Annotated in this window: 20 protein-coding genes; 7 read left to right on the forward strand and 13 right to left on the reverse strand. The window is 62.5% G+C overall.

What is annotated here, in order from left to right; all coding sequences use genetic code 11:
• Positions 1-26: 26 nt before the first annotated feature.
• From fos to ACL9RI_RS04705, 3 genes are all read right to left on the reverse strand, one after another.
• Positions 27-446, reverse strand: coding sequence for a fosfomycin resistance glutathione transferase (fos, locus tag ACL9RI_RS04695; RefSeq protein ID WP_422725418.1), 420 nt, complete (start codon positions 444-446; stop codon positions 27-29).
• Between the two features lie 141 nt (positions 447-587).
• The gene (gene recJ, locus ACL9RI_RS04700) at positions 588-2,288 is read right to left on the reverse strand and encodes a single-stranded-DNA-specific exonuclease RecJ (protein ID WP_422725419.1); all 1,701 of its coding nucleotides are present in this window, start codon (positions 2,286-2,288) and stop codon (positions 588-590) included.
• Entirely contained in the window at positions 2,285-3,316 is a 1,032-nt protein-coding gene (locus tag ACL9RI_RS04705; RefSeq protein WP_422725420.1) for a hypothetical protein, read from the reverse strand. The genes recJ and ACL9RI_RS04705 overlap by 4 nt, the downstream gene beginning before the upstream one ends.
• 181 nt (positions 3,317-3,497) lie before the next feature.
• Between ACL9RI_RS04705 and ACL9RI_RS04710 the strand changes: the two genes are divergently transcribed.
• From ACL9RI_RS04710 to ACL9RI_RS04735, 6 genes are read left to right on the forward strand one after another with little or no spacing between them, the layout of a single operon-like run.
• Positions 3,498-4,775, forward strand: a complete 1,278-nt coding sequence (locus ACL9RI_RS04710) for a lipoprotein-releasing ABC transporter permease subunit (protein WP_422725421.1) — start codon at positions 3,498-3,500, stop codon at positions 4,773-4,775.
• A gap of 56 nt (positions 4,776-4,831) precedes the next feature.
• Entirely contained in the window at positions 4,832-6,097 is a 1,266-nt protein-coding gene (locus tag ACL9RI_RS04715; protein ID WP_422725422.1) for a lipoprotein-releasing ABC transporter permease subunit, read from the forward strand.
• 16 nt (positions 6,098-6,113) lie between these two features.
• The gene (gene lolD / locus ACL9RI_RS04720) at positions 6,114-6,827 is read left to right on the forward strand and encodes a lipoprotein-releasing ABC transporter ATP-binding protein LolD (RefSeq protein ID WP_422725423.1); all 714 of its coding nucleotides are present in this window, start codon (positions 6,114-6,116) and stop codon (positions 6,825-6,827) included.
• A gap of 18 nt (positions 6,828-6,845) precedes the next feature.
• Complete coding sequence (locus tag ACL9RI_RS04725; RefSeq protein ID WP_422725731.1) at positions 6,846-7,643, forward strand: TatD family hydrolase; 798 nt, start codon at positions 6,846-6,848, stop codon at positions 7,641-7,643.
• A gap of 4 nt (positions 7,644-7,647) precedes the next feature.
• Positions 7,648-8,877, forward strand: a complete 1,230-nt coding sequence (locus ACL9RI_RS04730; protein ID WP_422725424.1) for a PQQ-dependent sugar dehydrogenase — start codon at positions 7,648-7,650, stop codon at positions 8,875-8,877.
• A gap of 48 nt (positions 8,878-8,925) precedes the next feature.
• Positions 8,926-9,912, forward strand: coding sequence for a LysR family transcriptional regulator (locus tag ACL9RI_RS04735; RefSeq protein ID WP_422725425.1), 987 nt, complete (start codon positions 8,926-8,928; stop codon positions 9,910-9,912).
• On the opposite strand, the gene ACL9RI_RS04740 is transcribed toward ACL9RI_RS04735, so the two are convergent.
• From ACL9RI_RS04740 to ACL9RI_RS04755, 4 genes are all read right to left on the reverse strand, one after another.
• Positions 9,909-10,496: a chorismate--pyruvate lyase family protein gene (locus ACL9RI_RS04740; protein ID WP_422725426.1), complete on the reverse strand. Its 588-nt coding sequence runs from the start codon at positions 10,494-10,496 to the stop codon at positions 9,909-9,911. The two genes, ACL9RI_RS04735 and ACL9RI_RS04740, sit on opposite strands and share 4 nt — an antisense overlap.
• 194 nt (positions 10,497-10,690) lie before the next feature.
• Positions 10,691-11,029 carry a DUF3088 domain-containing protein gene (locus ACL9RI_RS04745; RefSeq protein ID WP_422725427.1) on the reverse strand — a complete coding sequence of 113 codons (339 nt, stop codon included), beginning with the start codon at positions 11,027-11,029 and terminating at the stop codon, positions 10,691-10,693.
• Positions 11,030-11,078: 49 nt separating this feature from the next.
• Positions 11,079-12,578 carry a PepSY domain-containing protein gene (locus tag ACL9RI_RS04750; RefSeq protein ID WP_422725428.1) on the reverse strand — a complete coding sequence of 500 codons (1,500 nt, stop codon included), beginning with the start codon at positions 12,576-12,578 and terminating at the stop codon, positions 11,079-11,081.
• Entirely contained in the window at positions 12,550-14,772 is a 2,223-nt protein-coding gene (locus tag ACL9RI_RS04755) for a TonB-dependent receptor (protein ID WP_422725429.1), read from the reverse strand. Before ACL9RI_RS04755 ends, ACL9RI_RS04750 begins: the two co-directional genes overlap by 29 nt.
• A 178-nt stretch (positions 14,773-14,950) precedes the next feature.
• On the opposite strand from ACL9RI_RS04755, the gene ftrA reads away from it, so the two are divergent.
• Positions 14,951-15,937 (forward strand): transcriptional regulator FtrA, encoded by a 987-nt coding sequence (ftrA, locus tag ACL9RI_RS04760; protein ID WP_422725430.1) that lies wholly within the window; start codon positions 14,951-14,953, stop codon positions 15,935-15,937.
• Positions 15,938-16,012: 75 nt separating this feature from the next.
• Here ftrA and ACL9RI_RS04765 read toward each other — a convergent pair whose 3' ends face one another.
• The 6 genes from ACL9RI_RS04765 to ACL9RI_RS04790 all read right to left on the reverse strand — a co-directional run bounded on the left by ACL9RI_RS04765 (position 16,013) and on the right by ACL9RI_RS04790 (position 21,605).
• Positions 16,013-18,001, reverse strand: coding sequence for a helicase-related protein (locus ACL9RI_RS04765; RefSeq protein ID WP_422725431.1), 1,989 nt, complete (start codon positions 17,999-18,001; stop codon positions 16,013-16,015).
• Positions 18,002-18,068: 67 nt separating this feature from the next.
• A complete protein-coding gene (locus ACL9RI_RS04770) occupies positions 18,069-18,704 on the reverse strand; it encodes an NrsF family protein (RefSeq protein WP_422725432.1) in 636 nt (211 codons plus the stop codon).
• Positions 18,697-19,311 (reverse strand): sigma-70 family RNA polymerase sigma factor, encoded by a 615-nt coding sequence (locus ACL9RI_RS04775; protein WP_422725433.1) that lies wholly within the window; start codon positions 19,309-19,311, stop codon positions 18,697-18,699. The genes ACL9RI_RS04770 and ACL9RI_RS04775 overlap by 8 nt, the downstream gene beginning before the upstream one ends.
• A gap of 55 nt (positions 19,312-19,366) precedes the next feature.
• Positions 19,367-20,623 (reverse strand): protein-disulfide reductase DsbD family protein, encoded by a 1,257-nt coding sequence (locus tag ACL9RI_RS04780; RefSeq protein ID WP_422725434.1) that lies wholly within the window; start codon positions 20,621-20,623, stop codon positions 19,367-19,369.
• A gap of 40 nt (positions 20,624-20,663) precedes the next feature.
• Positions 20,664-21,224, reverse strand: a complete 561-nt coding sequence (locus ACL9RI_RS04785) for a peroxiredoxin (RefSeq protein ID WP_422725435.1) — start codon at positions 21,222-21,224, stop codon at positions 20,664-20,666.
• Between the two features lie 222 nt (positions 21,225-21,446).
• Complete coding sequence (locus ACL9RI_RS04790; RefSeq protein WP_422725739.1) at positions 21,447-21,605, reverse strand: hypothetical protein; 159 nt, start codon at positions 21,603-21,605, stop codon at positions 21,447-21,449.
• Positions 21,606-21,621 lie beyond the last annotated feature (16 nt).

Consider the following 21,621-nt stretch of genomic DNA (forward strand, 5'->3'; position numbering starts at 1 on the left):
CGTGCAAGCGTGCGTTGTAAACCTTGTCATTCATCAAAGAAAACCATGCCATCATAGGGCGCAGCCCGACAAGCGGCCAGCCGCGTTGCCAGGCCGCCCACATGCGCTTCCAGCTGATGACCGTCCGGATCGAGAAAATACAGGGAATCGCCTTCGCTGCGATTACGGTTCCATTCGGGTACGCCAGCTTCGCGTAGCCTGGCCGCAAACGCGGCGAAATCGGTGGCGGCGATGGAAAACGCTGTATGCGTATAGCCGGCGCTGGCAAGCTGGGCATCACTGGCCCGCCTGTCTAAGCTCAGGCATAGCCATAAGTCTCCCGCCGACAAGTAAGCCCCCCTGTCCCAGCGCGCATGCAGTCGCAAGCCCAAAGTATTGCGATAGAAGAGCAGGCTGTGTTCCAGATCGCGCACAGCCAGGGTGAGGTGGTTTAAGCCAGTGAGCATGGGGGCTATGTAAGGCCGAGGTCAGACCCGCCGGGGAAATGTTCCCCAGTGGGGAGCATTTCGATCAGACTAACCCCAGTACTTGCTTTTAGGGGGGAAATAGCATCAACGCAACGTTATTGCCGCAGATTTAGTCTTTCACTACACAGGTTCGGCGTGCTCCACCATCAACTGAACTTTAGTCGTGCCATTGTATTCATTCGCATCGAGCCTGAACGCTACCCGCGTGCGTTCGCCCAGGGCGTCCGTGTGGCCGAACCAGATGGCGTCGAAACGCACGCCGTTCTTTTCCAGCAGCAGCTTCAGATGGCGCTCTTTTAATATGCGCTGGCTGACGACGCGGAATTCATCGCAAAACACGGGCGGTGCGAAGCCCTGGCCCCACACCTGGCCATCCATCAGTTCGATGAAGGCTGTGGTGTAGTAGGCGTCTTCCAGTGGGCCGTCCGTTTCCACCACTCTTTCCAGCTGCTGCTGGCTGAGCCAGGCCTGGCCGACCGCTTCGAAGGCTTGCGAAAACGCCTCGAAAGCATCGGCGCGGATGGTCAAGCCTGCCGCCATGGCGTGGCCGCCGAACTTGTCGATCAGGCTTGGGGCGCGCTTGGAGACCAGGTCGAGCGCGTCGCGCATATGGAAACCGGGAATCGAGCGGCCCGAGCCCTTGATCCAGCCATCGGCGCCCGGCGCAAAAGTAATCGTAGGGCGGTAGAATTTTTCTTTCAGGCGCGAGGCCACGATGCCGATCACGCCCTGGTGCCAGGATTCATCGAACACGCTGATGGTGCTGCTGTTGGCAGGCTCGAAACTATCGAGGTGCAGCAGGGCCGTATCCTGCATTTCCGCTTCGATTTCGCGGCGTTGCAGGTTGATGTCGTTCAATTGCTGGGCCAGCGCCCAGGCACGGCCTTCGTCGTCCGTGATCAGGCATTCGATACCCAGCGACATGTCTTGTAAGCGTCCCGCCGCATTCAGGCGCGGACCCAGGGCAAAGCCCAGGTCGAATGGCGTGGCGCTGCGCGCTTCGCGGCCTGCCACGCGGAACAGGGCGGCTACACCCGCATGCATATTGCCTTTGCGCATGCGTTTCAAGCCTTGCGCCACCAGGATGCGGTTATTCGTATCGAGGCGCACCACGTCGGCCACCGTGCCCAGCGCGACCAGGTCGAGCAGGTTTTGCAGGGGCGGCTGGGTTTTCTGGTCGAAAATGCCACGCTGGCGCATTTCGGCGCGCAAGGCCAGCAAGACGTAAAACACCACGCCCACGCCCGCCAGGTGTTTGCTCGGGAAGCCGCAGGCGGGCTGGTTCGGGTTGACGATGACGGCTGCGTCGGGCAGGGTGTCGGCCGGCAAGTGGTGGTCGGTGACGACCACCTGGATGCCGCGCCGGTTCGCTTCGGCCACGCCGTCGATGCTGGCGATGCCATTGTCGACGGTGATGATGATGTCGGGCGATTTTTCGCGGGCTGTCAGTTCGACGATTTCCGGCGTCAAACCGTAGCCGTATTCAAAACGGTTGGGCACGATGAAATCGACCTCCGCGCCCATCGCGCGCAAGCCACGCAGGGCCACGGCGCAGGCGGTGGCGCCGTCGCAATCGTAGTCGGCCACGATCACCATGCGTTTTTTTGCCGCAATGGCGTCGGCCAGGAAAACGCCCGCCGCGCCGATATGCAGCAAGCCGGACGGCGGTATCAGGGCCGTCAGTTCGCTCGACAGTTCTGCCGCGTCAGACAAGCCGCGCGCCGCGTACAAGCGGGCCAGCACGGGGTGGATACCGCCCTGGCGCAGCATTTCGGATTCGCGGTAGGGGCAGGGGCGGGTGGCGATGCGGGTGCGGGTCATGATGCTTTCAACTTGTTCAGGGTGTGCTTGCGCCAGAATTTCCGCTGGGCATTCTTGCTGGTGGTACAGTCCAGCCAGCCGTCGCGGTGGCTCATCACCAGGCGCAGCTTGCCGAGGCGGCCATCCTTCAGCGCGGCCAGCAGTGGCGCGAACCAGTGCTGTTCCAGCGCCTGCATCTGTTGCAGCCAGCTGCCCCAGTCCTGCGCCAGGCTGGGGCCGATCAATCCGCCATGCACCAGCAATGCGTCGTCCTTGCTTATCAGTACACTGTTTGGACTGCCATTGCGCTGTGCAGGTTCCGCCAGCGCCGCCAGCCAGCCTGGTGCCTCGGCCGTATGTAATTTGGAAATACAGTCGGTTTTCTGGTCGCTTGCCTGACTGGCGCCCCAGACCCAGAAGGAATTGATGGCTTTCAAGCCACGCTCTTCGCGCGCTGCGTTGACGCTGTTTTCATGCCACAGCATTTGTATTTCGTTTTGCAGCCGGCGCAAGGCGCGCGCGTGCTCGCCTTCGGGCATCCAGGTCGACAAATCCTGCGTGGCGGCCGCATCGGGAGAGGCTGCCTGCAAATCACTCCAGCCATCGGCGCGCATGAACCAGGTTTGCGCGTCGCCGTAATACAAAGGCTGGCCGATTTCCTCGCAATACGGGCGGGCCGCCTCGAACAGGGCACGGCTGTCGGCCTCGCTGAGAGCGAGCTGGCGCATATCGCCCAGGCTGACGTGGTTGCGGTCGACCTGGATGTGCACGGGATGGACGATGAAATAGCGGGCGCCTGGTTCGGGCTGCAGGCCGTAGCCGCGCATGGCGTCGGCCGCGTAGGCCGGCTCTGGCCCGAGTTCCAGCGCTGGCGCCAGCCAGGCTTCATGCGGCAGCACTCTTGCTGCATAGTCCACTTCATGGACGGTGCTGATGGACGTGCGCGAGAGCAGGGCCGCCAGGGCAGGTGCTTGCAGCGCCTTGATCAGGTCGGCGGCCAGCTCAGGATGGGGCAGGCCGTAAGGTAAAACGAGTGTCAATTGATTCATCCCGAGATTGTAGGCGATTGTGGCGGGCATGGCGTAGCGGCGGCGCATTTTCCGCTGGCTTGTATGTCAAATATTGTGTGTTTGACTATTTTGTGCGCAGCCAGCCGTGCAAATCGGCCGCATGAGTCGGCCATTGTGTGGCAAACTGCGCGCTCGCATATCATCGTTGTCGCGGGAGCGCATGAGCATCATCAGAAAATTTCCTTACGAGTGGCAGATCGGCGTGCGCTATACGCGCGCCGGGAAACGCAGCGGCCGCAATAGCTTCATTTCCTTCATCTCCCTTATCTCCGTGGCCGGCATCGGCCTGGGCGTGGCCGCCCTGATCGTCGTGTTGTCCGTCATGAACGGCTTCCAGAAGGAAGTCACCGACCGTTTGATGTCGGTGCTGGCCCACGTCGAGGTATTTGACACCACCGGTTCCATGCCGAACTGGCAGGCGCAGGAGCGCGCCGCCTACGCCAATCCGCAAGTCAAGGCTGCCGCTCCGTTTGTGGAAACGCAGGGCATGCTGCTGAACGATGAAACCATGCGCCCGTCCGTGGTGCGCGGCGTGCTGCCGCAGCAGGAAGCGACCGTCTCGAGCGTGGCCAGCCAGATGAAGCAGGGCGACTTCAAGGATTTGACGCCCGGCTCCTACAATGTGGTGCTGGGCATCGACCTGGCCAAGGCGCTGGGGGTGCAGGTGGGGCAGAACGTGACCCTGATGCTGGAGCGCGAGCCGAAGGCCGGCGATGCACCGAATAGCCTGGTGATGCCGCGCATGCGTCCGCTGAAAGTCTCCGGCATCTTCGAGGCGGGCCACAATGAACTCGATGGCAGCCTGGCGTTCGTCAACATGCAGGACGCCGAGCAGCTGCTGCAGTTGAATGGCCCGTCCGGCCTGCGCCTGCGCCTGCATGACATGAACCAGGCGCCAAGGGTGGCGCGAGAATTGAAGGCGTCCATGCCCGGTGAGTTGTGGATGCGCGATTGGTCGCGCGCCGCCGCCAGCTGGTATGCGCTGGTGCAAAGCCAGAAGAACATGATGTTCATTATCCTCAGCATGATCATCGCCGTGGCGGCGTTCAACCTGGTGTCCACCCTGGTGATGTCGGTCACCGACAAGCAGGCCGATATCGCCATCCTGCGCACCCTGGGCGCTTCGCCGTTTTCCATCATGAAGATATTCATGATCCAGGGCGCCCTGGTGGGCTTGCTGGGCAGTGCGCTAGGCGTGGCTGGCGGCGTGCTGCTGGCGCTGAACGTGGGCGTGATCGTGCCGTTCATCGAAAGCCTGTTCGGCCTGCACTTCATCTCGAAAGAGATCTACCAGATCAGTACCGTGCCGTCGGACCTGCACTGGATGGATGTGACGCAGATCGGCCTGATCGCCTTTGCTCTGGCGCTGGTGGCGACGATCTACCCAAGCTGGCGCGCAGCCCGGGTGAAACCGGCGGAAGCGCTGCGCTACGAATAATCTGTTTGCCGACTCCATTTAAGAACTAACAAGCATCAATAACAATCGCCGGAACAATGAGTATTTTAAAGAATCTGCCTTTTGAATGGCTGGTCGGCCTGCGCTACACGCGGGCCGGCAAGCGCAGTGGCCGCAACAGTTTTATCTCCTTCATCTCGCTCATTTCCATGGCCGGCATCGGCCTGGGCGTGGCGGCGCTGATCGTCGTTCTGTCCGTCATGAACGGCTTCCAGAAGGAAGTCACGGACCGCATGCTGTCCGTGCTGGCCCACGTGGAAGTGTTCGACAACAGCGGCAGCATGCCGGACTGGCGCGCCGAAGCAGCGCAGGCGTTCAAGAATCCGGAAGTGAAGGGCGCCGCGCCATTCGTGGAAACGCAAGGCATGCTGTTGCGCGACGATGCGCTGCGCCCGGCCATCGTGCGCGGCATCTTGCCGGAAGAAGAGCCGAATGTATCGGATGTGGCGGGCCAGACGCGCATTGGCAGTTTCAAGGCGCTGCAGCCAGGCACCTACAATATCGTGCTGGGCATCGAGCTGGCGCGCGCGCTGCGCGTGAACCTCGGCGAAAAAGTCACCCTGATGCTGGCCCAGGGCCAGGTCACGCCGGCCGGCGTGCTGCCGCGCATGCGCACCTTTACCGTCAGCGGCATCTTCCAGGCGGGCCATAATGAATTCGATGCGGGCCTGGCTTTCATCAATATCAAGGATGGCGAACGGCTGCTGCGCATCGATGCGCCATCGGGCCTGCGTTTGCGCCTGGCGGACATGAACCGCGCGCCGCAAGTGGCGGCCGAGCTGAAGAAGAGCATGCCGGGCGACCTGTGGCTGCGCGACTGGTCCAAGCTGAACGCCAACTGGTTTGCCGCCGTGCAGACGGAAAAGCGCATGATGTTCATCATCCTGACCCTGATCATCGCCGTGGCCGCGTTCAACCTGGTGTCGACCCTGGTGATGACGGTGACGGACAAGCAGGCCGATATCGCCATCCTGCGCACCCTGGGCGCGTCGCCCGGTTCCATCATGAAGATCTTCGTGATCCAGGGCGCACTGGTGGGTATCCTGGGCACGATACTGGGCGTGGCAGGTGGCGTGCTGATCGCGCTCAATATCGACGTGATCGTGCCGTTTATCGAACACCTGCTGGGCGTGCAGTTCCTGTCCAAGGATATTTATTTCATCAGCACCGTGCCGTCCGACCTGCGCTGGCCCGATGTCAGCAAGATCGGCGTGCTGGCCGTGATCCTCGCCTTTTTGGCGACCCTGTATCCAAGCTGGTGGGCCGCCCGCGTCAAACCTGCGGAAGCCCTGCGCTATGAATAATCCACTGACTTCTACCATGACCGATCTGAATAAACCTGCCGATAACGGCGCTCCCGTCCTGTCCTGCCGTGGCCTGGGCAAGACTTTTACCCAAGGCAGCTACAAGGTGCAAGTGCTGGCCGGGATCGACATCGATGTGCACCGCGGCGAGCGCGTGGCCATCGTCGGCGCCTCCGGCTCGGGCAAATCGACCCTGCTGCATTTGCTGGGCGGCCTCGATACGCCTACCACCGGCAAGGTGACCTTGCTGGGCAAGGACTTTGCCAGCCTCAGTGAAAAGGCGCGCGGCGACTTGCGCAATGCCTCCTTGGGTTTCGTCTACCAGTTCCACCATCTGCTGCCCGAATTTTCCGCGCTGGACAACGTCGCCATGCCTTTGATGATACGGCGCATGAAGCGCGCGCCGGCCACCGAGCTGGCGCAGCAGATTCTGGCGCGCGTCAACCTGGCCAAGCGCGTGACCCATACGCCGGGCGAATTGTCGGGCGGTGAACGCCAGCGCGTGGCCCTGGCCCGCGCCCTGGTGACGCAGCCCGCCTGCGTGCTGGCAGATGAACCGACCGGCAACCTCGATCACGCCACGGCCGAACAGATTTTTGATTTGATGCTGGAACTGTCGCGCAACCTGGGCACGGCCTTCGTCATCGTCACGCACGATATCGAGCTGGCCCGGCGCTGCGACCGCGTGCTGCGACTGACTGATGAAGGGCTGCAGCCGTACCAATATTGAGACTGAGGTATGACCATGCTGTGGATCGATACGCACTGCCATCTCGACGCCCATGAATTTGGCGATGCATCGCTGCCGGTGGCGCAGCGCGCGGGCGGGCAGGGTGTGGGCATGATCGTGATTCCGGCCGTCGAGCGGGCGAATTTTTCCATCGTGCGCGAGCTGGCTCACGCTGCCCCCAACGCTTGTTATGCGCTGGGCATCCACCCGATCTACGTGCCGCACGCTACCGACGATGATTTGCTGGCCCTGCGCGCGGCGGTGGACGCGGCCATGCAGGACCCGCGCTTTGTCGCCATCGGCGAAATCGGCCTGGATTTCTTTATCCCCATGCTGTGCGAGCCGGCCATGCGCAGCAAGCAGGAACACTTCCTGCGCGAACAGCTGAAAATCGCCCGCGATTTCAATTTGCCCGTGCTGACCCACGTGCGCCGCTCGCAGGATATCGTGCTGAAACATGCGCGCCAGATCCGCCCGAACGGCGGCATCGCGCATGCTTTCAATGGCAGTTTCCAGCAGGCGCACGGTTATATCGACCTGGGCTTCAAGCTGGGTTTCGGCGGCACCATGACGTTTACGCGCGCCCTGCAGATACGCCGTTTGGCCACCGAACTGCCTCTGGACGCGATCGTGCTGGAAACCGATGCGCCCGATATTTCCCCCAGCTGGCTGCACCCGGGCCGCAACAGCCCGGAAGAACTGCCCCGCATCGGCGCTGTGCTGGCCGAGTTGCGCGGCCAGGAGCTGGCCCAGTTAGCGGCGCAAACTACGGCCAACGCGCGTGCGGTGATGCCGCGCCTTCCTTTGATAGAATAATAATATGCTGAAATCACTCGTTGCCGCCGCACTGTCCACTACCTTGTTGCCGGCCATGGCGGCCCCGGCCCCCCTATGCGATGGCTTGCCGCGCCTGGACGTCACCACGCAGCCCGGCTTTTGCGTGGCCGTGCTGGCCAAGGGGCTGACCTTTCCCCGTGGCGTGCTGCCGTTGACGAATGGCGACTTGCTGGTCACCGACATGGTCGGCTGGAGCGAGGGCCTGGGCAAGCTCTGGCTGCTCAAGCGCAAGCCCGGTAGCCCCGGCTATGAACGCAAGCTGCTGCTCGATAAACTCGATCGGCCGAACGGCATCGTGCAAGGCCCGGATGGCATGATTTATGTGGGCGTGGTCAAGCGCATTTTCCGTTTTGATCCGCGCGACCCGCAAGTCACCGTCACCGACGTGATCGGTGGCACTTCCAAGGTGCCGGGCCCGCCCGGCCAGGGCTTGCATCCCTTGACGGCCATGCGTTTCAGCCCGCAGGGCGACCTGTATGTGAACGTGGGCGCCAGCACCGACCATTGCGAAGGCGCGGATGGCAAGGCGCCCGACCCGTCGAAACCATGCGCGGCGGCCGAAGGGCCGGAAGCGCTGGGCGCCATCCGCGAATACAAGATGGCCTGGCCGGCCGGCACCGTCACGGGCTGGCGCACCTATGCGCATGGCTTGCGCAACTCCATGGCGCTGGCGTTTCATCCGGCTACCGGCGAATTGTGGCAGGCAGAAAACGGCCGCGACGCCATCCAGGCCGCCATGCCGCAGCTGAAAAACGATGAAAACCTGCCGCACGAGGAACTCAATATCGTCAAGGCGAATCAGCATTATGGCTGGCCTTACTGCTATGACGATAATCAGCCTAGCCCCGAATACCCGAAGACCAATTGCGCGGCAAAATACACGGCGCCATTGCGCCTGCTACCCGCCCACGCTGCGCCGCTGGGCATGCTCTTTTACACGGCGCAGCGTTTCCCGGAACAGTATAAAAACAGCCTGATCATCGGCTACCACGGCTACCGCGCCCATGGCCACCGCCTGGTGGCGCTGTTGCCCGACAAGGCCGGCGCGCCGCTGGGTAAATCGGTTGACCTGATCAGCAACTGGGAACGCAAGGGCCAGCAGGGCCGTGGCGCCCCGATAGACGTGAAGCAGGGCCAGGATGGCGATATTTATATGGCCGACGACCATAATGGCCTGGTGCTCAAGCTGCATTATGAGGCGGCCAAGCCGTAATACTGCGGTAGAATCCGCGCCATCGTTGTTGCTGCAGGCGTATTTCAGATGATTTCTTTCGACCGGCTGGACCTCAATCTGTTGCGGGTGTTCGACGCCGTCATGGAAGAACGCAGCGTGGTGCGGGCCAGCCAGCGCCTGCACCTGAGCCAGTCTGCACTCAGTCATGCACTGGCGCGGCTGCGCGACAGCATCGGTGAAGAGCTGTTTGTACGCACCGGCAAAGGCCTGGCGCCCACCGATTATGCGACGGCCATCAGCGGCCCCTTGCGCGCCGCCCTGCAAGGCATGCGCGGTGCGCTGGCCAGCGCCAGTTCGCCGTTCCAGCCGGCCAGCGCGCGGCGCACTTTCGTCATCGCCGCCAGCGATTATGTGTGCGCCATCCTGCTGCCGCATTTCCAGCGCCAGTTGCGCCAGCGGGCGCCGCTGGTCGACCTGGTGATCAAGCCCTCGACCCGCGCCAACCTGGCCGAGCAGATCGACTTGCGCCGTATCGACCTGGCCATCGGCATGTTTGGCGGCATGCCTGAACGTTTGCGCTCGCAGGCGCTGATGGAACAGGATGAAGTACTGGTGGCCTGGCGCGGCCATCCGGCGGCGCAGCGCGATATCACGGTCAAGGACCTGGCGACCTATCCGCTGGCGGCGGTATCGGCCGGCGGCGAGGAAGATGGCGCAGTCGGCGGCTTTATCCGCGAGCGTGGCCTGTCGCGGCAATCCGATATGTACGACCGTGGCGCGCTGGAGCTGGCGTTAGCCCAATCAGGTTTGCCGGTGCGCCTGCAGACACTGCTGCCGCATTTCCTGGCGATTCCCGCACTGATCGAGCATGGCGATACCCTGGCCATCGTACCGCGTCCGCTGGCAAAGCTGTTTGTCCGCACCCATGCGCTGCTGATCAAGGAATTACCTTATCCGGTGGCGCCGCGCCAGATGGAAATCCTGTGGCACGGCGAAAATGACCTGGACCCGGCCCACTGCTGGCTGCGGGCGCAATGGTTTGAAGCGGTGCAGCAGATGCGGCAAGCCGCTTAGCGTTCGCCTTGCGCAAACAGGCTGGCGCAAAAATATTCGCAGACATGCATCAGCGCCTGGCCGCCGGCGTCGATGCGGTAGCGCCGGTACAGCAATTCCTGCGGCGCCAGGTGGCGCTTTACGTCATCGGCTTGGCCGTCTGCGCACACGCCCCAATCGATCAATTCCCGATAGGTTTCCAGCCGGCTGGTGCGCAGCAGCAGGCCGATCGGCTGCGAGCCATCCAGCAAGGCTTCCTGCATGCCGGCTGGCAGGCGTTCCACGGCAATGCTGGAATCGGCGTACACCAGATTGCGTCCCGATTGCGCCGTCTTGAGCAGCACGGCGCGCTGCAGCAGCAATTCCCCTTCCTCGAAACAGCCATCGAGCCCGTTACCAGCAGCTCGCACCTGCTGGTGGCGCAGCACGGATGGCTTGATATCTTCGCTCGATAGCGATTGCAGCATCAGGGTGAAACTGCCATCGGTGCTGAGCAGCGCCCGGGTGATGGGGGCAAGTTGGGGCCAGATTTGCTGGTTGTCGCGCAGTGGCAGATGAGGGTTCAAAAAAGACGGGCGGTGCGGTATTGCTGTACTTGCGGGCATCTGGTTTCTCGTGAAATAAACGTCAGCCGCCATACTCGCCGCTGGCGACCGAAATGGGAAGCGGTGCTTATGCAGTATCGATATGCATGGGATGCAGGATGGGAGATCCAGGCACTCGCCAGGCTTGACCGTGCTCAAAGCCTGGGCACCGTATCTCCTCTCCAGCACTCGCCAGCGGCGCAGTTGACGCGCAGTTAACGTGCGCTTGCTACGCCATAGCGTATCGACAAATAACGCAGAATCAGTGCCTGGTCGTCGAGAAAACGCTGGCCCATCGCCGTCTTGAAGACGAACTCGGGCGCGATGACCTGCGCTGCCACGACCAGCGCAGGCGCCGACTGATTTTCGATGCCGATCTGCGCGATGATGGGCAGGCGCGGGCGGGCATATTCGACATACACGATATCGATGGCGTCGCGCAGTTGCGGAAACATGCCCAGCATGCCCTCGATGGCGATCGAATCGCGGCAATAGAACGGGCCCTTGTCGCCGTCGAAAAAGCCCGGCTTCAGCATGAATAATTGATCCTTCATCTTTCCTCCTGTTGGCTAAAAAATGGTCTGCGCCGCGGTGCCAACGCAGTCAGCGTGTTAAAGATTTGGCGATGCGCCGCCCGGCCAGCACCAGTGCACTCACGCTCAAGCCCAGCCCGGCGGCCAGCGCGGCCAGCATCAGCACTTGCCACAGCGGGCCGGCGCGGTTGAGTAGCGGGAAGTCGAACGTGTGCAAGCCGGTAAACAGCCAGCGGTACACGCGCCGGCTGCGATCCATCAGCGCTACGATCTGTCCAGATTGACCATCGACATGCACCCAGGTGGCGCTGGGATCGTCGATGCGCACCCGCCGTGTGGTGTCGGGCAGCGGTTCGGAACGGGTATGGCCGTAAGCGTCGTCGTCTGCGATGGGGGCGATATCGAGCACCTTGTAGGGCGCCCACGCGGCGGCCACCGCTTGCGCGAGCAGGCTGTCAGGCAGTTGCGCGATCGGGGCCTGCGCCACACCATCGCGCAGCGGCGTCAGGCGGTAGTCTGCGGGGGCACCGCCACGCTGCACCACGAAGCCTTGCCCGCCAACGGCCAGGAATTCGATTTCGCGCGCCGGGCCCATGGCGCGCAAGCCGGCTGGCGTCAGCCCGCGCATGGCAGTGGCCAGGCTGGCGCCGCGAAAGTGCGCGGCGCGCGCGGTGCTGGCCTGGTCGAGCGAGAACAGGCGGCCATGATCCATCGATAGCCAGCCGCTGAATATCCAGGTCAGTGCGAACAGGCCACCGCTCAGTCCCAGCACATGGTGCCAGCGTAGCCAGCCGCGAAACGGCGACAGGCCGGGGCGGCAGCTGCGGCGCAGGTTAATCAGCCGTATTAGCCCCAGGCAATAGCCGGTCGCGGCGACGGCGATGCCAGCCAGCGACAGCCACCACACGACCTGGTCCCATGCCCACAGGCTATGCCGCAGGATGGTCGGATAAATCCAGTGCACCACTGCGCCAACCCAGTTCCAGCCGCGCTCGAAGCGGGTGGTTCGCTGCAGCACCTGGCCCAGCCCGGCGGACACATACAGCTCGGTGCCGGCGGCGTCGCCCACGTCAACGCGGTAGAACGGCCGGGCGGCGTCGAAACGCTGGTGTACCACCCATTGGTCGTACTCGAACGGCCCGGCCACGGCCTGTGCCGGATGCCGGGCGAAGCGCTCGGCCAGACGCTGCGCTGCGGCGCCGTCGAGCGGCGCAATACTTGCACCGTCCGTGGCGGCGATGCTGCGCACGCTGCCGTCGTCGAGCGTGGCCAGGTAGCGCGGCTGGCCCAGCACGTCGAGCAGGCACAGGCGCTGCACTGGCAGTCCCTGCACCGCAGCGGCCGGCGCCACAGTCAAAGCGGCCAGTTGCAGCGGCGCTGCAGCGCTGATGCGCGCGCTGTCACTGAGCGCAGGGAAGGGCACATACATCATGATGACGCCGGTGCCGAACCACAGTGCAAACAGCAGGGCGAAGCCGGTGCCCAGCCAGCGGTGCAGGCGCGACACCTGGCGCGCTGGCCGCTGCAGCAGCGGGGCCTTTCTAGAAGTGGGCGGCAAGACCGATTTCATAACTGCGCGGCGCTCCCAGCTGGATTTGCGATGGATAATTGACGTCCGCCCATTGGGCGTAGGTCTTGTTGGTGGCGTTGTTTACGCGCGCCGTCAGGCTGATGTTGCGGCTCAGTTTATAGCTGGCGGTCAGGTCCAGCAGCGTGTAGCTTTTCAGCACCAGGGTGTTGGCGATATTGCCGAAACGGTCGCTCAGATAGCGCACGCCTGCGCCTAGCTCCAGTGGCACGTTGCCAAAGCCGCTATAGCTGTTCCACAGATTGGCGGTCCATTTGGGGATGTTGGCAGGCCGGTTGCCGCTGGCGTCGACGCCGCTGCTGGTATCGATGAAATTGCTGTAACTGGCGCTGGTATAGGCCAGGTTGGCGTCCACGTTCCACGCCGGCAGCGGCTTGTAGTCGAGCGTCATTTCCACCCCGCGCGACCTTTGCATGCCAGCCGTATCGACCACGTCGGCAGAAGTCTGGGTCAGCAGGTTCTTGCGTTCGATGTCATAGTAGGCCAGCGTCATTTCACCCCGATGGTCGCCCAGGTCCGCCTTCAGGCCCAGCTCCGCCTGGCGCGATTTACTGAGGTCGAAATTCTGGCCGGCGTTCACCAGCAGGATATTGGAGCCGACCGGGTCCTGGCCGGTGCTGTACTGAATATACGGGGTCAGGCCGGCCGGCCCCTGGTAGATCAGGCCGAGGCGCCAGTTTTTTGGCTTGAAGGTGCGTGTGAAGCTGGTGGCGGCTTGAAAATTGCCGTCCGGATCGTAGTTTTCTCGCTCAAGGTGGAAGTTTTCCACCCGCGCACCACCGACCAGCTTTAATTGCGACGTCACATCGAGTCCATCTTCGAGGAACACGGCGCTGTCGGTCCAGCGGGTCGGGCTACGCCTCCCCACCAGCGGGCCGAAACTGCCGGCGACCGGGTGGAATGGGTCGACGCTGTCGCCATCGGGAAAGCCGCGGGTGCGCACGAAATTGAGCTTGCTGTAGTCAATCCCGATCACGAAGCGGTTGGCAAGACCCGCCACCGGCGCCTTGAAACTGGCGCTGAGCTGGTCTCCGGACAGGTGTTGCTCGTGGAACACGAAGAAGCGGTCGCGGTCGACCAGGCTGGTGGCCGGATCGAAGCTGTAGGTTTCGGCATTTTTCCATTTACGGTCGGCATAAAAATAGTACGCGTCGTTGCTGATGGTGATGTCGTCGCTGACCTTCCAGTGCAGGCTGGCGCGCGGCATGTATTGGGTCGACGCGATCTGGTAGTCGCCGACGTTGTAGTTGACGTAGCGCATCCGACTGTCGAGCGTGCTGCCGTCTGCCGTTTGCACCACGCCGTTCAACGGTGAACTGGCAAACGCCGCCGACACCAGCGGGGTGCCGTAGTAGTTTGAAGGATGATCGGTCAGGTAGTCCAGGCTCAGCTCCAGGTCGAAGCGAGGGTTCGGCTTCCACAGCAGCGCGACGGTGCCGTTCACCGAGTCCGACCGGGCGCCTTCGACGTAGCCATGCGAGGCGGTACGCGAAAGGTCGGCGCGCAAGGCCAGTGTATCGCTGAGGACGAAATTGCCGCCGATCCCGGCCTGGCTGGTAGCGAAGCTGCCGTACGAGGCGACGGCGTCGAATGAATTGCCGCTCAGTGTGGGCTTCCTGGAGATTACGTTGACGGTGCCGGCGATGGAACCCTGGCCGTACAGCACCGAGCCGGGTCCCTTGAGCACATCCACGCTGGCCAGGTTGAAGGTATTTTGCGGGCGGTAGGTCATGTCGGCCGGCCCGAGATAGATGCCGTCGCGTAGCACGGTGACCTGGTCGCCGGTAAAACCGCGCATGGAAAACTGCGATGGGCTGCCCGGCGCGCCACCCGAGCTCACGCCGGGCATGCTGTCGACCGCCTGCTCGACGTTCTGGTAGCCACGTACCTCCATGGTCTTGGCGCTAATGGTGTTGATGGTTGCCGGCGTTTCACGCACTGTCAGCCCCAGCCGGCTGGCCGTCGGCGCCCCTTTGTCGAGCGGGTCCGCTGCCGCCGTGCCGCTGACGACCACCCGCGCTACCTCTTGCCCGGCGCCGTCTGGCGTGGCAGCTGCCTCGGGAGAGGCAGAGGCCGCACTACCGTCGGCTGCTTGCGCTTGCGCCTGCACCAGCACCGGTAGTGTCGCTACCGATGTCCATAACAATCGAGCCAGCCATGCATGGTTTGAATTCATAGAATGTTCCTTAGAGGTAAAACTGCCGATGGGTATCCGATGTCTTCATGGTGAGCCAAACGGAGTTGCCTCACAAGTGGCGTTAACGACGTTATCTGGTAAGATATCGCCATATTTCAGGATCGTGACAACAGCAATGACAGATGGCGTGTTATGCCATATAAGGTAATATCTCGCCATGAAAACCGTCACTCCAGTTCCTGTCTCCGGCCCTGCCGGCCCGCTTGTCGTGGCGCTGGCTTACGACCAGTTGTGCACCTTCGAATTCGGCTGCGTGGTTGAGCTGTTTGCGCTGGCGCGGCCGGAACTCGGTGTCGACTGGTATCGTTTCGGCGTGTGTTCGCACGAGCGTGGGCAACTGCGCGCCACGGGCGGCGTGACCATGGTGGCGCCGCATACGCTGGCGCTGCTAGACCTGGCCCATACCATCATCATTCCTGGCTGGCGCGATCCGGCGGAACGGCCGCCCGAAGCGGTCTTGAAAAAGCTGCGCGCGGCCCAGCGGCGCGGCGCCCGCATCTGTTCGATCTGTTCCGGAGTATTCGTGCTGGCCTGGGCCGGCCTGCTGGACGGACGTCGTGTCACCACGCACTGGCGCCTGGCCGAGCGATTGGCGAAGAATTTTCCGGATATCGTAGTCGAAGCGAACGCCCTGTATATCGAGGATGGCCAGTTCATGACTTCCGCAGGTTCAGCTTCGGGGATCGACATGATGCTGCACCTGGTACGCCAGGACCATGGCGCCCGCGCCGCCAACCTGGTGGCGCAACGCCTCATCGTGCCACCGCACCGTGATGGCGGCCAGGCGCAGTTCCTGCCGCGTCCCATGTCTTCGGACGAGCAGGGCAGGCTGTCCAAGCTGATGGACTGGATCAAGCAGCATCCGCGCGATCAGCACACGCTCGAGACGCTGGCGGCGCGCTCCGCGATGAGCCCGCGCACCTTGCAGCGCCAGTTCCGGGAAAGTACCGGCCTGTCGCCGTACCACTGGATCGTGCGCGAGCGCGTGCTGCTGGCCAAGGAGTTGCTTGAGCATACCAGCCTGGCGCTGGACGTGGTGTGCGAGCGCGCCGGTTTCGGTTCAGGCGAGAGTTTCCGCCGGCATTTCCGCCGGATTGCGCAAACCACGCCGGCGGCATACCGGCGCACCTTTCATACCGACTGATGTCATCTGTACCTTGTTAAAAAGCAGATATGATTTTCAGCGATTGTAGGCCGGTGTTGATGTATTGATCATCGTTTAGCGGAACTTCTTCCCCGAGCGTCCACGCGAAGCCGCATTGTGCGCGCGCAGGATGGAGTCCACCCGTTCGGAAGCATCGCGCGACAGGTTTTGCGCCACTTCGATATCGGGGAAAAATTCGGGCAAGCGGTAGCTAAGCCAGGCATACGCCGAGTAATAGCGGCAAGTATCTTCCACCTGCTGCAGGTTTTGCGTGCCGCCGCCATACGCGTGCTGGCGCAGGGTAGAGGTTTTACCGAGCGACAGATTTTTCGCCCAGTGTTCCCAGGCCGTTTGCAATGACGGCACCTTGCTCGATATCGGCACCAGCGACAGGGTGAATTTGTCGGCCACCGACAGGGGCAGGGTGTCTAGCCAGACGGCGCGTTCTTTCTGGTCTTCCGTGATGCGGGGGAAGAAAAAGCCGTCCGGCACGTCGATATTGTGGATGAAGCGGCGCAGCAGCTTGGCCAGTGACAACTCGCCCGTCACCGAGGAAATCCGGTGCAGATGTTCCAGCGAGGGCGCCACCGCAAAGCCGCTGGTGTTCAGCGGGTGCAGCTTTTCCTTCAGCAGCGCGCGCATCACTTCATGCGTTTCATTGTCGTAGCCCGCTACCAGGCCCTCTTCATGCACGCCATAGCGGCCTGCGCGGCCAGCGATCTGGCGCGCCAGCGCGGCTGAAATTTCTTCCTCTTCGCGGCCATTGTATTTGACGCTGGTGGTCATCACGATGCGCGCGATCGGCATGTTCAAACCCATCGCCAGCGCATCGGTGCCGACCACGATATCGGCCGTGCCATCGCGGAAGCGCTGCGCCTGTGCGCGCCGCACTTCGGGCGACAGGTTGCCGTAGACGGTGGCGACCGACAGTCCCGTTTCCGTGATCATGTCGCGCCACATCAACACTTCGCGGCGAGAGAAGGCGATGACGGCGTCGCCGCGGCGCAGGTTGCGCACCTTGCGCACGGCAGTCGGCTCCATCGACAAAGGGCCCATGCGCTTTAATACGTGCACTTCCAGCGGGCAGTCCAGGCGCTCGGCCAGCGCTTCGATGGCGCGCCGCGCTTCCGGGGCGCCGACCAGGTAGACGGTGTGGGCAGGCGCGCCGCAGACGGCGGCCGTCCACGCGGCGCCCCGGTCCGGGTCGGCCAGCATCTGGATTTCATCGATCACGGCCACTTCGACCACGGTTTTCGTATCGAGCATTTCCACCGTGCTGGCCACGTGGGTGGCGCCGTCTTCCATACGCCGTTCTTCGCCCGTGATCAGGTTCACGGCCAGCGGCTTGCCGTGCGGCGCCGCTTCCTGCATGCGCTCATAGTTTTCCAGGGCCAGCAGGCGCAGCGGCGCCAGGTACACGCCGCTCTTGGCTTTCACCAGCGCTTCCATCGCGCGGTGCGTCTTGCCGGAATTGGTCGGCCCCAGCAGGGCGATAAAGCGGCGCGGCAGGCGGCGCGCCATCTCGAACGACGCCGGGTATTCGGCCAGGTTGATGCTCTGGCGCGTGCGCGCCGCATGCTGTTCTTCCTGCTGGCGCTCGATGGCGTGCGTAAAACGCTGGCGGATGCGGTCGAACACCATGCCGGCCGGCTCGGACGTCTGCATGTCGCCCAAGGTATGCAAGAACAGCATCGGGTCGGTATCGACATCCTCGCACTGGCCCGCAATATCGGCTACGAAGTCCATCACATGCTGGCGCAGTTCATCGAACACGGCCGCGCTGGCCCGTTCGCGTATCAGTGCCACTTTGGTGTCGCGGTCCATCTTGCGCCACTTGGCCGGCCGCGCCAGCACGCCCTGGCTGGGCACCAGCGCATACGGCACGCGCAAGCCACCGGCCTTGACCACCCCGGAAAAGCGCACGAATACGCGACCTTCCATCTTCACCAACCGCACATGCTCGGCCAGTTCCCCCAGTTCCGCGACCAGGGTGGCGTCGTGATGGTCTTCAGTGATGTCGGTGATATCGGTGGGGGTCTTGGGAGGTGTTGCGGAGGAAGTCATGTCGTGCCTGGGTGTTGAAGTAAGCGAGGCCGATTATACCGTGCCGTGGCGGCTGGCCGGCACTCCCTCAGAGTGCAATCCAGCGCCGCCCTGCCAGCACGCAAACCGCCACCAGCGTGGCCGCGGCCGCCAGATGCATGATCAAGTCCATCACATCACCGGCCACGGGGTGGCAGAATCCCAGCAGGATTTGTGTCATGGACGCAATGCCGAGGCCCGCGATAGCAAGGCTGGGCCCAGGATGCAGCGAACGGGTGCGCCGCAGCGCGGCAATCATGAGCGCCATCATCGGCAGTCCCGCCAGCATCATGAAAGTGTAGCAATAGATTCCGTCGCCGAAATCGCCCCATGGCTCGCTGGAAAATGTGACATCGATCAGATTCACCATCAGCCACGCAACAGACAGTGCCGTGAGCGACCGCCAGTGCCGGTGTGTCAGGCGGCGTCCGGCGATGCTGAGGGTAAAGGCGGTCGCGATGGCAACTGTTCCCAGGCAGAACGAGACGAAAATCGCCAATCCCGCCCACAGCGCACCGGGATTGGACCAGTCCGACCCGTGCCGATGGATGGCCAGCGACGCGATAAAACCGCAGGGCAGGGCGACCAGCATCCACAATGCAGCCCGTAACCAGGGGGCGGCAGGTCTTTTCACTGGCTGCATTTCGGAACAAAGCTGTGCTATCAAGGCGTCGTGTTTAGTCATGGTGCGTATCTTTATAGCGGCGTAGCGTGATGAAAGCGCGGTGTAGCACGGACTTCACAGCCGATAGCGACATACTGCTGCTGGCAGCGGCTTCAGCCAGGCTCATGTCGGATAAATGGACCAGTTCCACCATCTGTCGCTGGCGCTCGGGCAGGTGGCTCAATAAATGATCCACTTGCTGCCTGGGTGCCAGCTTGTCATGGCTTTCTGCAACTGATGCGTCCGGATGGTCCAGCATGGCTTCTTCATCGGCCACCTCCCAGCATTGCCGGCGGCCGCGCGCGCGCAAGGCATCGATGGCGCGCGCGGAGACGATCGCCGATAGCCAGGGCAGGAACGGGCGCTGCGGGTCATAGGTGTGGCGCACCCGGTGCACGGCCAGCAAGACTTCTTGCACCACGTCTTCCACGAAGGCGTCATCCTGATAAATCTTGCGCCTGACCAACGCGCGGATCACGGGCACGATGGCCTTGAGCAAACGTGAATACGCCAGCTGGTCGCCATCCTGGGCGCGCAGCATCAGCTGCGGCCAGGCGGCTCTTGAAGCATCGTTTTCAGTCGACGATGTTTCAGTCGGCGATGGTTCAGTCAGCGATGTATCGGTCAAATTGCGTTCCCGGTTGAATTGATACCCGGTGACAGCGATTTGTACCGGGAGGTGTTTACGAGTGCTTCTTTGCGGCTTTTGCCAGGGCCGACGTCACGATATCGGGGCTCAGCAACTGAGGCAGCAGCACAGGCTCGCCACCATCGGCCGGATACACCACATACACGGGCAAGCCGCCACGGCCGAACTGGCTGATGGCCTGGTCGATATCCGCATTATATTTGGTGGAGTCCGCGATCATGTAAATCGTTCCGGTCTGCATCATCGCATCTTTTACCGCCTTGGTCGACAATGCCGCCTTGTCATTCACCTGGCAGGTAATGCACCAGGAAGCAGTAAAGTTGACGAAGATGGGCTTGCCATGGCCGCGCTGCGCAATAATCTCTTGCGGGGTCCATTTGACGGGCTTGTCCGCTGAGGCCGAGGTGGCAGATGCGGCCGCTACGGTATTGGCTGTACTGCCGCCATCGCTGGTCGTGGGCAAGCCGGCCAGCGGAACGGCCAGGCCCAGCACCAGCAAAATGGAAACCGCCAACTGCGGCCGATGACGCAAACCGGAAAACTGCCGCCGTTGCGCCACGCCGTACAGCCAGGCAGCAAAGCCCAGCACGACCGATGACGCCAGCAACACGCCCAGGGCAGCCGAACCTGCCTGCTGCGCCAGCACCCAGGCCAGCCACGCTGCCGCGCCCAGCATCGGAAACGCCAGCACCTGCTTGAGGGTGACCATCCATGCGCCTGGCTTCGGCAACAGCCGTGCACATGCGGGTACCAGCGAAACGGCGGTAAATGGCGCGGCAAAGCCCAGCGCCAATGCCAGGAAGATCGACATGGCTTCCAGCGGCGGGCGCACCAGCGCTGCGCCGATGGCGCCCGCCATGAACGGCGCGGTGCAAGGCGTGGCGACGACGATGGCCAGCGCACCGGTCAAGGCAGCCCCGAGCGGCCCTGATTTCGGGCCAGCCACGCCACCGATGCGTTGCGCTGCCAGGCCGAACTCGAATACCCCCATCAGATTGAGGGCCGAGCCGAGCATGATCAGCGACAGCGCGGCAATCAGCACAGGCGACTGCAGCTGAAAGCCCCAGCCGACCGCCGAACCACCGGCGCGCGCCGCCAGCAAGGCAGCGCCCAGCAGCAGCATGGTGACCACCACGCCGGCCAGAAATGCCAGCCCCTCGATGCGCACCGTGCGCCGGTCGTGCACATGGCGGATCAGGCCAAACGCTTTCAGTGAAATCACCGGGAAGACGCAGGGCATGAAGTTGAGGATCAATCCCCCCAGGAATGCGGCGGCGAGGATAGTCAGCATCGCGTGCTCCCTTCCTCGCTCATCGCCATCAGGCGCATGATCATTTGGCCGCCTTGTACCAGGCCGTCACAGCGCTCATTGCTTTCTGGATATGCAATTCCGGGTTCGGATCCGTGTAGCTGAGCAAAATCTTGCCATCCGGTGCAATCACGAAGGAAGTACGCTCGGACAGGGCCTTGCCATCCTTGGTGCGGAACTGGGTTTGATACGTGGCCGCAACCTTGGCGCCCGGATCAGCAGCCACCGCAAACTTGTCACGGCATTCCAGCTTCGAAAACTCGGCCACGCGGTCCGCATTGCCAGCCGTCACGCCGATCACGGTCGCATTCATCTTGTTGAATTCATCGGTCGCTTCCGCAAATTCATGCGCTTCCACCGTGCAACCTTGCGTGAAGGCAGCCGGGAAGAAATACAGCACGACCGGGCCTTTTTTGAGCGCTTTGGCCAGCGAGAAATTCATCGGCTTGCCAGCCAGCGCCGCATCGAGTTGAAAGTCCGGCGCTTTTGCGCCTTCAGGCAAGGCCGCAAAGACGGATGACGCTGCCAGCGCCAGAATGAAAGAGGTTGCTGCTTTTGCCAGATTTGTCCCGAGACGTGCCATTTTGAACTCCATGTGTGAGGGGGGATGACTATCGGTTGATTGTCATTTCTTACGGTTCGCTGGAGGAGGGGGGGAAGTTGCGGTTGGGGATAAAAAATTCTAAGGGCGGCAGGGGAGAGCACATCGCAATCTATCCAAGTTAAGAGTACGTCAAACGAATGCTTACAAGCCTCACAAATACATGACGTACAAGACGAGCTTATTCACATCAAGACTGCATCATCAGAACTGGTTCATGGTGTTGTCCTTACTGGCCGCTTTCAGCGCCGCTTCGCCGTTGAAATAATCCTTGTGGTCATCGCCGATTTCCGAGTTCAACACGTTCTGGTGCTTGATGCAGGAGATATCCTGGCGGATTTCCTTGTGGGTTTTGTGGGTCATTTTGGATTGGGGGGCA

The organism is Janthinobacterium sp. Mn2066 (assembly GCF_049319705.1).
Classification (GTDB): domain Bacteria; phylum Pseudomonadota; class Gammaproteobacteria; order Burkholderiales; family Burkholderiaceae_D; genus Janthinobacterium.